The sequence below is a fragment of the Chitinivorax sp. PXF-14 genome (assembly GCF_040812015.1).
GTDB lineage: Bacteria > Pseudomonadota > Gammaproteobacteria > Burkholderiales > SCOH01 > JBFNXJ01.
On record NZ_JBFNXJ010000013.1, the window covers coordinates 17090 to 31035 of the forward strand.

Genomic DNA, 13946 nt, shown 5'->3' on the forward strand with positions numbered 1-13946 from the left:
CGAGGTTGCTTTCTAAGCTTAATGGGCCGTCGCGACTACTGCGCGGCGTCGGGCGGCACGGGCGCGGCATCGGCGCCCTGGCTGCTCGCCGCGTCGATGGCGGCCCCGGTCACCTTGGCGGCTCCCTTGACGGTGCCGACGGCAACATCGGTGGCCACGCTGGCTGCCGTCACGCCGACGCTGACCGCCGTTGACGCCACCGCCGCGGTCGCGGTTACCACTGCGCAGCCGTTGAGCCAGGCGAGTGGCAGGCAAAGGCATAGAAATAGAATACGTAGCATATTGATACTCGGGCACCGCGAAAGCCGCCACGAGCAGGCGAAGTCCAGCACAACCCGCAAGCCAGGGTGGGCTGACGACGCAGGATGCCGCTCGTGCAAGCGCTGTTTCGAGGTGCCAGCTCCAGGCAGACACAAAAGGCCAGTATACCCCCGGATCACCAATCAGCCATGACTAAGCAAGCCAGCGAAACCCATCAACTGCGCGGCAAGACGCTGCGCCAGGGCTGCCCGCGCAGCAGCCATGCCGAGCACCAGGCCGCGGTCAAACGCGACCCCATCGCGCTGATCGAGCGCAGCAGCATCGGCCGCGTGCCGGCCCTGCTGCCGATGCGCTATGGCCGCATGCTGCAATCGCCGTTCACCTTCCTGCGCGGCACGGCAATGCTGCAGGCCTTCGATCTGGACAGCACGCCCAGCACCGGCATGACGGTGCAGTGCTGCGGCGACGCGCACCTGATGAACTTCGGCGCCTTCGCCACGCCGGAGCGCAATCTGATCTTCGACATCAACGATTTCGACGAAACCCTGCCCGCACCCTGGGAGTGGGATCTCAAGCGGCTTGCCGTCAGCGCGGCCGTCGCGGCACGCCACTTGGGGCTTGGCGACAGGCAGGCGATGGATGCCGCGTTGAGCTGCGCCGCCAGCTACCAGCAGCATATGCAGGACTACGCGGCGATGAGCCTGATCGATGTCTGGTATGACAAGCTGACCTTCGACCGGCTCCACACCGAGTTCGACGCCCCGGATTTGCACAGGCGCTTGGACAAGGCCCAGCAGCGTGCCAGCGGGCGCACTCACGAAAGCCTGCTCGACAAGCTCACCACGCGCGTGGGTGGCGAGCTGCGCCTGCGCGACGCCCCGCCGAGCCTGTTCCACATCCACAGCCCGAGCTCCATGCTGCCAAATCACGACAGATGGCTCGAAACGGAAAACTGGCAGGCGCTGCTCGCCGACATGTTCAAGGGCTATGGCGCCACGCTGCAGGACGACCGGCGCCGCTTGCTCGGCCACTACCGGGTGCTCGACGCAGCGTTCAAGATGGTCGGCGTGGGCAGCATCGGCACGCGCTGCCTCGTGGTGCTGATGATGGACGACCACGGCCAGCCGCTGTTCATGCAGATCAAGGAGGCACGGCCATCGGTGCTGGCGCCCCACGTCGATCACCCGCGGATACGCCACGAAGGCCAGCGCGTGATTCAGGGCCAGCGGCTGATGCAGGCGGCCAGCGATGCATTTCTCGGCTGGTGCACCGGCCCGTTCGGGCGGCACTTCTACGTGCGCCAGCTGCGCGACATGAAGGCATCCGCGCAGATCGAGACCTACGACGCGGACATGCTCAATGCCTACCTTCGTGGCTGCGCCTGGGCACTCGCCAGGGCACACGCCAAATCGAGCGCACTGGCCCCGGACATCGCCGCCTATCTGGGCAGCAGCATCACCTTTGCGCAGGCAATCGGCCAATACGCGATGCGCTACGCGGATCAGGTCGAGGCCGATTACGAGGCCTTCCGCAAGGCCGTCGCCCGTGGCAGGCTGCCGGTCGACACGCTCGACGATCCGCTGCACGAGGTGCAGCCCTGAGCCAGGCCAGGGCTGATAAAATGCCGGCTCATTTACCCCCATTGGAGCGCACATGAGCGATCAATTCGAGCAGGGCCTGGCCAAGCGCCGGCAGGTGATGGGCGATGCCTTCGTCGACCGTGCCTTCGCCAACGCGGACGACTTCACGCGGCCGCTGCAGGAGTTCGTCACCTCGCAGGCCTGGGGCACGGTATGGTGCCGCGACGGGCTCGACCTGAAGACGCGCAGCTTCATCACCCTGGCCATGCTGGCGGCGCTCGGCCGCACGCAGGAGCTCAAGGGGCATGTCCGCGGGGCGCTGAACAACGGTGCAACTATCGACGAGATTCGCGAGGTGCTGATGCACAGCGCCATCTATTGCGGCGTACCGCTCGCGATCGACGCCTTCCGCGCGGCGCAGGAAGTCCTGAAGGAAATCCAGGCCAGCGCGTAACGAGCCAGCCGCACGGCAACCCGCTCACGGCGGGCTATTAGGCATCCTCGTCGAGCAACTTGCCGGCCAGGGCCCAGTTTTCCTCGGGCAACTCGTCGAAGCTGATCATGACGTATTCGCGCGGCTTCTCGGCGATGCGTTCGAGCGTATCGGTGATCTCGCGCACGATCTGCTGTTTCTGCCGGCGCGACAGCTCGCCTGCGAGGCAAATATTGACGTAAGGCATGGCCTCTCCAATCGCTGTGTCGACGGTTCCATTGTAGCCATAGCTGGCTTTGCGGCCATTCGATCATCTGGCTATAATGCAGCCTTCTTGCAACTTTGTTGCAAATACAGAGATTCCCATCGTGCGCTTTTCCTCCCGTCTGCTTGCCGTCGCGGCACTGGCTGCATTCGCCATGGCGCCGGCCTGGGCCAGGCAGACCGTATTCGTCAGCGTGATGCCGCAGAAACAGCTGGTGGAGGCCGTCGGCGGCGACAAGGTCACGGTCACCGCCCTGGTCAGCACCGGCAAGGACCCGCACACCTTCGAGCCCACGCCGAGCCAGGTTGCGGGCCTGGCGCGCGCCAACGTGCTGTTCGCCATCGGCATGCCATTCGAAAAGGGCCTGCTGGCACGCGTGGCGGCGGGCAACCCGGCGCTGCGCATCGTCGACAACAAGGCCGGCATCAAGCTCAGGCTGAGTGACGCCGTGCTCGAGTTGCCCGGTGAGGCCGGGCACGATCACGAGCATCGCGCCGGCGAGCCCGACCCCCATGTCTGGACCAGCCCGCCTCGGATGAAGCAGATGGCGGCGCAGATCCGCGATACGCTGGCCGCGCTGGAGCCTGCCTCGAAGGCCGAGTTCGAGCGCAACTACCAGCGCCTCGCGACGGAACTCGACCAACTCGACCAGTCCATCCGTACTACACTGCAGGCAGGCCAGGTGAAGCGCTTCATGGTATTCCATCCCGCCTGGGGCTATTTTGCCGACACCTACGGGCTGCAGCAGATCCCGATCGAATACGAAGGCAAGGAACCGGGAGCAAAAACCGTCAGCCGCATCATTCAACTCGCCAGGCAGAACCACATTCGCGCCATCTTCGTGCAGCCGCAATTCAGCCGCCGCGCGGCCGAGAACATTGCGCGCGCGGTGGACGCCCGGGTGCTGCCCATGGACGACCTGGCCCCCGACATGATCAGCAATCTCAAGCGCGTCGCCGCCGACCTCGCCAGCAACCAGCCATGACACCATTGATCGCCGCCCGTGCCCTCGACTTCGCCTACGGCAGCACGCAGGTGCTCGACCGGGTCGACCTCGACGTCAATCCGGGCGATTTCCTCGGCATCGTCGGCCCCAACGGCGGCGGCAAGAGCACCCTACTCAAGCTGCTGCTGGGCCTGCTGGCGCCGACCGGCGGCAGCCTGCAGGTGCTGGGCCAAGCACCGCAACAGGCGGCGCGCGAGATCGGCTATGTGCCGCAATATGCGAGCTTCGCCCGCGATTTCCCGATCAGCGTCGAACACGCCGTGCTGCTCGGCCGCATGCAACCGGGCCGCTGGCTGCAACGCTATAGCCGGCAGGACCGCGAGATCGGCGAGCGCTCGATGCGCGAAACCGACGTCTGGGAACTGCGCCAGCGTGCGGTGGGCGCCCTCTCCGGCGGGCAGCTGCAGCGGGTGCTGATTGCACGCGCCCTGGCGACCGAGCCCAAGCTGTTGCTGCTCGACGAGCCGACCGCCAGCGTGGACGTGCGTGCCGAAAAGAACATCTTCGAGCTGCTGCGCCAGCTCAACCGCCGCCTGACCGTCGTCGTGGTGTCGCACGACATCGGCTTCATCTCCGACTATGTGAACCGCATCGCCTGCCTCAACCGCCAGCTGGTGTGCCACGCGCCGGACGCGATCGACCCGGCGACGCTGGAGCGCATCTACGGCAAGCATGTGCACGCCATCGCGCACCACCATCATTAATCGGGTGCCCACCGCGCGCCCCTTGCCAGCCCCCACCCCATGACCGGTTTCCTCGACGCCCTGCTGCACGAACAATTCCTGCAATACGCCCTGCTCGGTGGCCTGCTCGCCAGCGTCTGTTGCGGCCTGATCGGCTCCTACGTGGTGGTCAAGCGCATCAGCTACCTGGCCAGCGGCATCGCCCACACCATCCTGGGCGGCATGGGCGTTGCCTACTTCCTCGGCCACAACCCGATGCGCGGTGCGCTGGTGGCGGCGCTGGGCGCCGCCCTGCTGATCGGCTGGATCAATCTGCGCATGAAGGAGCACGAGGACACGCTGATCGGCGCGCTATGGTCGGTCGGCATGGCGGTTGGTGTAATTTTCGTCGCCAAGACACCGGGTTATGGCATCGACCTGATGAGCTACCTGTTCGGCAACATCCTGATGATCTCGAGCCAGGACCTGTGGCTGATGGCCGGGCTCGACGCCATCCTGCTGGCCCTCGTCTGGCTGTTTCGCGAGCCCTTCCTCGCCGTCTGCTTCGACGAAGAATTCGCGCGCCTGCGCGGCCTCAACGTCACCTTCTATTACCTGCTGCTGCTGTGCCTGGTGGCCATTACCGTGGTGCTGCTGATTCAGGTGGTCGGGCTGATCCTGGTCATCGCGCTGCTCACGCTGCCGGCGGCCATTGCCAGCCAGTGGTCGCGCTCGCTGTCGAAGATCATGCTGATTGCCACCGTGCTCGGCAGCATCTTCACGCTGGGTGGGCTCGCGCTGTCTTACGAGCCCGATCTGCCGTCCGGCGCGACCATCATCCTGCTGGCCGGCCTGGGCTATGTGCTGAGCCTCGTCCTGTCTAAATTCAGGGCCGCGTCGCGGTAACTCGCCGCGGCTGGCGCCCACCGGCCCCGGTGGCGCAACGGCCCCAAAAATCCGGAGATTGTTTGCCATGACCGTCCGCATCTATCACAACCCACGCTGTTCCAAATCCCGCCAGACGCTGGCGCTGTTGACCGAACACGGCGAAACGCCAGAGATCATCGAATACCTGCAGACGCCGCCCAGCGCCGACGAGCTGCGCCACCTGCTGAGCCTTCTGGGCATTGCGCCGCGTGAATTGATGCGCACCGACGAGGATGAATACCGCGAACTCGGGCTCGATGCGCCGTCGCTGTCGTCCGAGCAGTTGATCGACGCGATGGTGGCGCATCCGCGCCTGATCCAGCGCCCGATCGTCGTATACGGCGAGCGTGCCGCAATCGGCCGGCCGCCGGAAAATGTGCTGGCGCTGCTCGGGCCGCGTTCCTGAACGTTCCGTTCATCTAATATTCATCGACGGCGCCGTACACTGCACGCCTAACTAGCCGCCTGGGGCAACTGTCCGCCAGCCCTCGATTGCCGCGGTAAAACAGGTTCAACAACGTCTGGAGTGCTTACGCTATGAAGAAGATTCTTGCCCTGATCGCCGTCGCCACCATTGGTCTCGCTGCTTGCAGCAAGAGCAACGAGAATATCGAAGCCGCCAAGGAATCCGCTGAGAAGGCGGTAGACGCAAGCAAGGAAGCCGCCAGCAACGCCGCCGATGCAGCCAAGGCCGCCGGCCAGGCCGCAGGCGACGCAGCCAAGGATGCCGCCAAGACCACGGCGGACGCTGCCAAGGATGCGGCTCAAGGCGCGCAGCAGGCCGCCGAGACCGCCAAGGAGGCGACCAAGGACGCCGCCGTAACCGCGGTGGACAAGGCCAAGGAAGCCACCGCCACGGCAGCCGACAAGACCAAGGAAGCGGCTGACAAGGTCAAGGAAGCCGTCAAGAAGTAAGGCACCGGCCATGCCGACAAAAAAGCCACGCAGATGCGTGGCTTTTTGTTTTCCGGCGGCAGCAGCGCTAGCGCAACCGCCCTTCTCGCCATGCACGCAGCAGGGCTTCGTAGGCGACCGTCTCCGGCTTCGTGCGTTCATTGTCGAGCTTGGGTTTGGGTGAGCCGGGCTGTTTGAACCAGTATGACGGCTCCATCGGTTCCGACAGCTTGGGGATGCAATGTTGCATCCGCCCTTCCTTGGCAATATCGCCCATCACCTGTTCCATGTCGGTGGCCAGCTTGTCGAGCGCCTGCTGCGGCGTTTTGCGCCCGCTGACGGCGTCGTCGATATTGCGCCACCACAGCGGCGCCATACGCGGATAATCGGGTACATTGGTGCCGGTTGGCGTCCAGGCCACGCGCGCCGGGCTGCGATAGAACTCGATCAGCCCGCCCAGCCTGGGCGCGAGCTGGGTCATTGCCTCGGACTGGATATCCGACTCGCGGATCGGTGTCAGCCCGACGATCGTCTTCCTCAGCGAGGTCGAATGCGCCACCACGAACTGCGCATACAGCCACGCGGCCTTGCGCCGGTTCAATGGCGTCGATTTGAGCATGGTCCAGGCGCCCGCATCCTGGTAGCCGAGCTTCATACCCTCCTCCCAATAGGCACCGTGCGGGCTTGGCGCATAGCGCCACTTGGGGTTGCCGTCGCGCCCGACCAGCACCGACCCCGGTTTGGTCATCGCCGCGGTATTCACCGTGTAAAGGAACACCATCTGGGCGACATTGCCTTTCAACAGGTAGTCGCCAATGTCGCCAAATGCCAGCTTGCGGATTTCCGGCGGGCCGTACTTGCGGTTCCAGTCGAGGTAGGTGGTCAGGGCATACACCGATGGCGGGCCATTGACGGCCCCGCCCCGCGCGACCGATGCTCCGATCGGCACGCAGCCATCGACACGAATCCCCCAGTCATCCACCGGGCGGCCATTTGGCAGGCCCTTGTCGCCCGTTCCCGCCAGCGACAGCCAGGCGTCGGAGAAGCGCCACCCCAGCGAGGGGTCGCTCGCCGCATAATCCAGGTGACCATAGACGCGGACGCCGTCGATCTCCTTCACCTGATTGCTGAAGAAGTCGGCGATGTCCTCGTAGGCCGACCAATTGATCGGCACGCCAAGCTCGTAACCATAGCGCTCCCTGAAGCGCTTTTTCAGGTCGGGCCGGCTGAACCAGTCGTGGCGGAACCAGTAGAGGTTGGCAAACTGCTGGTCCGGCAGCTGGTAAAGCTTGCCGTCACTGGCCGTACCGAACGTGCGCCCGATGAAGTCGTGCACATCGAGGGTCGGCAGCGTGACATCGCGCCCTTCGCCGAGCATGAAGTCGGACAGTGCCACCGTTCTGCCGTAACGGAAGTGGGCGCCGATCGAGTCGGTATCGTTGATGTACATGTCGTACAGGTTTTCGCCCGTCCGCATCTGCGTCAGCACCGAATCGACAACCTTGCTCTCGTGGATGACGTCGTGTTGCACCTTGATGCCGGTGATCTCGTAGAACGCCTTGGACATCACGTCGCGCTCGTAGCGATGCGTCGGAATATCCTCCGACGCCACCCGCACGGTGAGACTGGTATAGGGGCGGGCGGCGTCGATGAACCATTGCATCTCGGCCAGTTGCTGGTCGTAACTGTAGGTGCTCGGCGTGAATTCGCGCTTGAGCCAGCGTTTGGCCGCCACGATGTCCGCCGATGCCGGCGCAGTCAGGCCGAGCAGCAACAGTGCGGACAAGAGGCGGGCCTTCACAGCGAAGCCTCCATCAGGCGGGTGACCGGTTGCAGTGTAAAGTGGAAACATGCGCCCTCCCCTGGTTTGCCTTCTGCCCAGATACGGCCGCCGTGGCGGTGTACGATACGTTGCACGGTGGCAAGGCCAACGCCGGTTCCCTCGAAGTCCTCGGGCTTGTGCAGGCGCTGGAACACCCCGAACAGCTTGCTGGCGAACTGCGGGTCGAAGCCCGCGCCGTTGTCTTTGACGAAATAGGCATCGTAGCCTTCCTGGCGCTCGACACCGAATTCGATCACTGCATGATCGATCTTGCCGCTGTATTTCCACGCATTTTCGAGCAGGTTCTGCAGCACGATGTGCATCATGTCCGGGTCGCACAGCGCGCGGACGCCCGGCGCGATCTTCAGTTCTACTCGCCGCTCGGGTTCGCGCGCGCGCAGCTCGTCGGCCACACGGCTCACGATGGCCGACAGGTCGGTCTCCACCAGCCGGATATCGGTGCGGCTGACGCGCGCCAGGCGCAGCATGGCTTCGATCAATTCACCCATGCGCGATGCGGCCGCGCGGATGCGCTGCAGGTAGTCCTGGCCAGTCTGGTCGAGTACCGGCGCATAGTCTTCCTGCAATATCTGGCCGAAGCCTTCGATGGTGCGCAAAGGCGAACGCAGATCGTGCGAGACCGAGTAGCTGAATGCCTCGAGCTCCTTGTTGGCGGCCTCCAGGGCGACCGTGCGACGCTCCACGAGCTCTTCGAGCCTGCCACGATAGTCGGCCAGCTCAAGCTCACTCGCCTTGCGCGCCGAAATGTCGAGCAGGAAGCCTTGCAGCTTGGTCTCGCTATCGCCGCTCCAGATCCGCGAGACCAGGCAGGCAAACCAGATGAGCCGGCCGTCGCGGTGCCGCAGCCGGCATTCGAACTCCGCATTGGGGCGGGCGAATTGCTCGCGCGCCACCGTGCTGTCCTCCATCTCCATGACGGAAAACAGGAATGACTCCTCGAACCAGCGGTCGATCGGATAACCGAGCAGTTGCTGGATCTGCGGCCCGATGTAACTGATGCGGCGGCCTTCCGATACGCTCTCCCAGGGCACCACCTGGGTGGATTCGACCAGGCGACGGTAGCGCTCCTCCGAGCGCAGCAGGGCAAGCCCGGCCTGCTTCTGCTGGCCGATATCCTGCACCACGAAGATGAAGTAGAGCGGCTCGCCCCGCTCGTCATACTGCAGCGATGCCGTCAGGCGGGACCACATCAGGCTGCCGTCGCCACGACGGATTTGCCACTCCACCTCGCGCATCTCCAGCTCGCCTTTCAGCAGCGCGCGGCGAGCCTCGCGCAGGTTTTCCAGGTCCTCCGGCCGGCACAGCTCGGCCAGTGTCATGTGTGACAGGCTGGCGTCGTCGTAGCCGAGTATCTGACGCAGCGTCCGGTTGACCCGCAGCCAGCGATCGCCGTCCAGCGTGATATGGGCGATACCGACCGCAGCCTGCTCGAACAGCGTGCGGTATTCGTTTTCGCTCGCATGCAGCGCGCCCATCTGCTTTTCGACCGCCTCGGCCATGTCGTTGAAGTTGCGCGCCAGCATGCCGAGCTCGTCATGGCCGATTTCCGGTACGCGCAGGTCATACCGCCCTTTGGCGATGGCCTGCGTGCTGTCGATCAGCTCGCCCAGGCTGCCGGTCACCCAGTAGGCAATCATGCTGAGCAGGATGAACGTCAGCGCCACCTCTATCGAGGCGATCACCATGCTCTGCCTGAGCAGCGACTGCCGCGCTTCGGACATGATGGCGGTGGAGAGGCCGAAACGCAGCACACCCAGCGTCTGCCCGCCCAGGCCAAGCCGGCGCTCGACGTGCATCACCCGCACACTGAGCGCCTCGGCTGCGCTCACCATGGGCGCCGGCAGCGCGTCGACGTTGGCAATGCCCGCGCTGGCGGCAACCCGGCCATCCTGATCGCGCACGACGACATACTCGATGCCGTTGCTGCCGACGATTTCATTGAGGTTGTCCTGCAAGGTGGCGTAGTCGCCTTCGAGCAGGTAGGGTGCGATCGCGATGTTGAGCAAGGGCTCATGCTGCGCGAGCGCACTTTCGGTGCTGGCCACCATGGCGGTGTCGATCAGGCGCATGCTGTTGCCGAGCAATAGGGCCAGCATCAGTACCTCGACCACGGTCGAGGCAAACATCAGCTTGAAGCGCAGGCTGCGGAACGGTATCGGGTTTTTCACCGGCCGCCTCCTCCGTACAGCTCCTTGCGCACGAAGGCCAGCTGCGTGTCGTAGGCCGCCAGCTGGGCATCGTCGACCGGCACGATGTAAGACGAGGTCCGGTTGAAATAGGCGAGCCCGGGCTCGCTATAGGGAAAACGGTTCATCGCGTCACGCAGCGCCGCAACGACCGCTTCATCGAGCCGCGGATGAACCATCAATACCAGGCTGAGCGTGCTCGAGGTGCTGCCCAGCACACGCAGCTGCGCGGTGATGTCATTGGACATGCGCTCGTAAACGGCACGCGAGGTGGCCGCCACCGCATTGGGGGTGCGCAGCATCTCGAGGACGGCGTTGTTGTCCGTATTGTGGTAGCGCAGGCGAAGCTCGCGCTCGGGATCGATACCGAGCCCGCCGAGAAACGTGTTGACCTGCTGCACGACGAGCGACAGCCGATCCGGCATGTTGAGGGTGCGCCCCTTGATGTCGCTCAGCGTGGTCGCCGGGTCGTTGCGGTGTATCAGCAGCAGTGCGTAGAAATCCGACTTGATGCCCACAAGCGGGCGGAACCCCATCGACTGCTGCGCGAAACGGGCCAGGTGCGGTGGCGTCAGGATCAGATCGAAATCGCCGGCGTCGACACGCCGCAGATAATCGCGCAACGAGCCAGCCGTACCGATTCTGAGCTTCTGCGTCGTTTGCTGCGACAGGAAATCGCACATCGGCCCATATTCAAGTACCAGGGTCCGGGCACTCAGGTAGGGGGCAACGCCGAAATGCAGCGATGCCGCCTCGGCACATCCGGCAATACAGACCAGCAACAGCAAGTAGAAAAATCGACACATCGAGTCTCGAACCGTAGTGGGTGGCCAGCATTATTTCTGCATGCCCACTGAATCATAGCAGGCCCACGCGCTTCAATCCCAGCAATACGGCCGAATATCAGAATTTACTGATGGCACTCTGGCCATGGTGTTTACATCTCACCTCCCCATGGCGAGGGGCAGGCTCGCCGCAGCCAGGGCCGCGGGCCCACAGCAGGCAAGTACAGCCCTGCGCCAGACACGGCGTCTAGATCGGGCTACCGTGAACCTTGTTACGCCCGCCCTTTTTTGCCGCATAGAGCGCCTGATCGGCCCCATACAACAGGTAACCCTCGGCCATCGCCTCGGTTGGTGCCGTCGCGGCCACGCCGAGGCTCAGCGTCACATGCTCGGCCACGGTCGAACGCGCGTGCGGCAAGGCGATCGCGGCAACGGCCTTGAGCATGCTCTCGGCGATGAAGATCGCCCCCGCCAGCGAGGTGTTGGGCAGCAGGATGACGAACTCCTCCCCGCCGTAGCGCGCCAGCAGATCGGCCGGGCGGTGCAGCTGGCTGGCCAGCGCGGCGGCAACCTTGCGCAGGCAATCGTCGCCTGCCTGATGGCCGTAGTGGTCGTTGTAGAGCTTGAAGAAATCGACGTCCGCAAAAATCAGCGCGATCGATTCGCCCTGGCGCGACGCGCGCCGCCATTCGAGCGCCAGGTATTCGTCGAAGTAACGGCGATTGGCGATGCCGGTCATGCCGTCCTGGTTGGCTTGGCGCAGCAATTCGGTGTTTGCCTGCTTGAGCTGGATATTGGCCCGCTCGGTGTCACTGCGCGCCGTCTCCAGCTGATCCAGCGCAGACTTGAGCTCATCCTCAGCCACCATGCGCTGCGTCACGTTGCGGCCGATGTAGGCGGCACCGCAGACGCCCCCAACCTCATCGCGCAGGGGGCAATAGCTGACTTCGTAGTACTCGACGTTGCTGCTGGTCCCTTCCCATACCTGGGTATCCTTGAATACGCCGCCAGACAGGGCGCGATACCAGTTGGTCAGCGCGCGCGCCATGTCTTCCGGACGGTCGACCAGCAGCTCGAGCAGGCTGATGCCGAGCTGGATCGGCGTGCCGAACTTGCGCTCGAACGCCTGTTTGAACGCAGAATTGAATGCAATCAAGCGGCACTCGCCATCGAGTGCGGCGATCAGGTCGCTTGTGCCTTCGATGATGCCGAACAGCCTGTTGTGCAACAGCCGCAAGGCGCCGAGCGACTCGATTAGCTCGCGCTCCATACGCCTGCGCTGCGACACATCGCGCACCGCAACCAGCATCAGGTTGCGCCCTTCCTGGCGGATCACGCTGAACAGCGCTTCGACGTCGATCGGCTCGCCTTCCGCCCCCATCTGCTGTGCCACGACCAGCACCTGCTCGCCACGGCTGATGCGCAGATAGATGTCCTGCAGGCCGGTCAGGGAGAAATCAGCCTCCGCTGTCGTCAACAGCTGCGCCAGCGGCGTGCCGATCAGCCAGCCGCGGCTCTTGCCCAGCCGTTCACAGGTATTGCGATTGACGTCGACAATGCGCCCGGCGCTGTCGATCAGCAGCAATTCATCGCGCGCCAGCTCGAACAATGCGCGAAAGCGCTCGGACTCGCGTTGTGCGGCTTCGGCCGCGTGACGCAAGGTGATGTCGCGCGTCACCGCCACGAAGCCGCGTGAGTTGCCCTGCTCGCCGGGCATCAGCCGGCCATAGAGCTCGACCCAGATATAGGCACCATCCTTGCGCCTGACACGGCATTGGGCCGACTTGCCGTCGCCGCCGGTAATCGCCTCGGCGTGCTTGCGTATCATCACGAGACGATCATCCGGGTGGACGAGATCAAGCGGATTGATGCCGATCATTTCTTCCTGCGAATAGCCCAGTATCCGGCTGCACGCGGCGGAAACGAACTCGATTCGCCCATCGAGGCTGTGAGACGAGATGATATCGTTGGCATGTTCGGCGATCAGGCGATAGCGTTGCTCGCTGTCTTCCAGCCCGATCAGGCGTTGATGCTGCTCGGTGGTATCGTGCAGTTGCAGCAGCAGGAGCCCGCCTTGAGCGGGCATGGCGTTGAGTGCCGTCCAGCGTTCCGACCCGTCACCGCACTTGACCCGGACATTGGGCACGCACAGCGGCCCGCTTGCCTCGACCTGAGCGGCATCGATGACGTCGTCCACCAGGAAATCAGACAATGCTCGCCCGACGGCTCCCTCCTCGCTAGGCAGGCGGAAGATGACGGCAGCCGCCCCGTTTGCCTGGACAATATGCAAGGACTGGTCCACCAGCAAGGCTGCGGCAGAGGCGCGGCCGACCATGCCATGCCACGATATTTCCGTCGCCGCTGCCTGCACGGGCTGTCCCTGCAGCGCCCACCACAGCACCGCGGCAGCGCCTGCGAAAGCCAAGGTACACACGACAGCCCAGGGCAATCCGCCCCATTCGCCGGACACATAACCTGTCACGATTATTGACGCCAGCACAGCCAGCAGCTTCAGCATGCTTGCCTTGCGCTTCGGCAGGGGGCTAGCATCAAGAGTATCGGAGAGTATCGTCATGCAGGGATTCGGGGTGACCGCATCATGGCAGGCATGCCCCCAGCCTTTTATGCCTGGTCGACATTTGGAATGGTGCGGCAGCCTATGGAAACAGGCTATCAGTGTAGCTTGGATTGGACATTATGCCATCGAGATGTTTGGGTTTGACTCGTTTCTCTATTCGCTGTTTCTTATATAGATGGCTCGCCGTTGCTCTGCTCGGATTTTCTGGGCCATTATCTGCCGCACCTGACACCCCGCCCCCAGCGCCCGCCAAGCAAGCACGGGCTACCTCGATGCGGCTCGCCCCGACAAACGACAACACCTTGTTGTTCATCGGTTTTGGCGTGGCCGCGGTCGCGTTGATCATCGGCCCCCTTGCTGCGCTGCGGATCAAGGATGGACGCAAGCAACCCAAACCGGGCGAGGATCAGAAAAAGCAGTGACGCCCGGCCCAGGCATCTGGCGCCGGCTCGTGGCCGCTCGCGTATAGTGGCCAATGGCGCCGCTTCGCAACGCACATCACAACGACAAGCCACCCAATGGAGGA

Annotated in this window: 14 protein-coding genes; 8 read left to right on the forward strand and 6 right to left on the reverse strand. The window is 64.0% G+C overall.

The genetic code is table 11. The features are described from left to right. Positions 1-35 precede the first annotated feature (35 nt). Entirely contained in the window at positions 36-281 is a 246-nt protein-coding gene (locus tag ABWL39_RS15210; protein ID WP_367792992.1) for a hypothetical protein, read from the reverse strand. A 168-nt stretch (positions 282-449) separates the two neighbouring features. Here ABWL39_RS15210 and ABWL39_RS15215 point away from each other — a divergent pair, with 168 nt between their 5' ends. Both ABWL39_RS15215 and pcaC read left to right on the forward strand, forming a co-directional pair. Further along, positions 450-1862 (forward strand): DUF2252 domain-containing protein, encoded by a 1413-nt coding sequence (locus tag ABWL39_RS15215; protein ID WP_367792994.1) that lies wholly within the window; start codon positions 450-452, stop codon positions 1860-1862. A gap of 52 nt (positions 1863-1914) precedes the next feature. Next, positions 1915-2295 carry a 4-carboxymuconolactone decarboxylase gene (pcaC, locus tag ABWL39_RS15220; RefSeq protein ID WP_367792997.1) on the forward strand — a complete coding sequence of 127 codons (381 nt, stop codon included), beginning with the start codon at positions 1915-1917 and terminating at the stop codon, positions 2293-2295. A 37-nt stretch (positions 2296-2332) separates the two neighbouring features. Here the strand turns inward: pcaC and ABWL39_RS15225 are convergent, their stop codons facing one another. Then, complete coding sequence (locus tag ABWL39_RS15225) at positions 2333-2521, reverse strand: 4-oxalocrotonate tautomerase family protein (protein WP_367793000.1); 189 nt, start codon at positions 2519-2521, stop codon at positions 2333-2335. A gap of 121 nt (positions 2522-2642) precedes the next feature. Between ABWL39_RS15225 and ABWL39_RS15230 the strand changes: the two genes are divergently transcribed. The 5 genes from ABWL39_RS15230 (at position 2643) to ABWL39_RS15250 (ending at position 6049) form a co-directional block, all read left to right on the forward strand. After that, a complete protein-coding gene (locus ABWL39_RS15230) occupies positions 2643-3524 on the forward strand; it encodes a zinc ABC transporter substrate-binding protein (protein WP_367793003.1) in 882 nt (293 codons plus the stop codon). Further along, positions 3521-4249 (forward strand): metal ABC transporter ATP-binding protein, encoded by a 729-nt coding sequence (locus tag ABWL39_RS15235; RefSeq protein ID WP_367793006.1) that lies wholly within the window; start codon positions 3521-3523, stop codon positions 4247-4249. The genes ABWL39_RS15230 and ABWL39_RS15235 overlap by 4 nt, the downstream gene beginning before the upstream one ends. A 39-nt stretch (positions 4250-4288) precedes the next feature. Then, positions 4289-5113 (forward strand): metal ABC transporter permease, encoded by an 825-nt coding sequence (locus tag ABWL39_RS15240; protein WP_367793009.1) that lies wholly within the window; start codon positions 4289-4291, stop codon positions 5111-5113. 67 nt (positions 5114-5180) lie between these two features. Further along, positions 5181-5540 (forward strand): arsenate reductase (glutaredoxin), encoded by a 360-nt coding sequence (gene arsC, locus ABWL39_RS15245; protein ID WP_367793012.1) that lies wholly within the window; start codon positions 5181-5183, stop codon positions 5538-5540. A 131-nt stretch (positions 5541-5671) separates the two neighbouring features. Beyond that, positions 5672-6049 carry a hypothetical protein gene (locus ABWL39_RS15250; RefSeq protein WP_367793015.1) on the forward strand — a complete coding sequence of 126 codons (378 nt, stop codon included), beginning with the start codon at positions 5672-5674 and terminating at the stop codon, positions 6047-6049. A gap of 67 nt (positions 6050-6116) precedes the next feature. On the opposite strand, the gene ABWL39_RS15255 is transcribed toward ABWL39_RS15250, so the two are convergent. The 4 genes from ABWL39_RS15255 to ABWL39_RS15270 all read right to left on the reverse strand — a co-directional run bounded on the left by ABWL39_RS15255 (position 6117) and on the right by ABWL39_RS15270 (position 13417). Then, positions 6117-7829, reverse strand: a complete 1713-nt coding sequence (locus ABWL39_RS15255; protein ID WP_367793019.1) for an ABC transporter substrate-binding protein — start codon at positions 7827-7829, stop codon at positions 6117-6119. Beyond that, positions 7826-10039 (reverse strand): PAS domain S-box protein, encoded by a 2214-nt coding sequence (locus ABWL39_RS15260; RefSeq protein WP_367793022.1) that lies wholly within the window; start codon positions 10037-10039, stop codon positions 7826-7828. The genes ABWL39_RS15255 and ABWL39_RS15260 overlap by 4 nt, the downstream gene beginning before the upstream one ends. Next, positions 10036-10863: a phosphate/phosphite/phosphonate ABC transporter substrate-binding protein gene (locus ABWL39_RS15265; protein ID WP_367793025.1), complete on the reverse strand. Its 828-nt coding sequence runs from the start codon at positions 10861-10863 to the stop codon at positions 10036-10038. The genes ABWL39_RS15260 and ABWL39_RS15265 overlap by 4 nt, the downstream gene beginning before the upstream one ends. 226 nt (positions 10864-11089) lie before the next feature. Next, positions 11090-13417: a PAS domain S-box protein gene (locus tag ABWL39_RS15270; protein ID WP_367793028.1), complete on the reverse strand. Its 2328-nt coding sequence runs from the start codon at positions 13415-13417 to the stop codon at positions 11090-11092. 275 nt (positions 13418-13692) lie between these two features. Here ABWL39_RS15270 and ABWL39_RS15275 point away from each other — a divergent pair, with 275 nt between their 5' ends. Beyond that, positions 13693-13842, forward strand: coding sequence for a hypothetical protein (locus ABWL39_RS15275; RefSeq protein ID WP_367793031.1), 150 nt, complete (start codon positions 13693-13695; stop codon positions 13840-13842). The last annotated feature ends 104 nt before the right edge of the window (positions 13843-13946 follow it).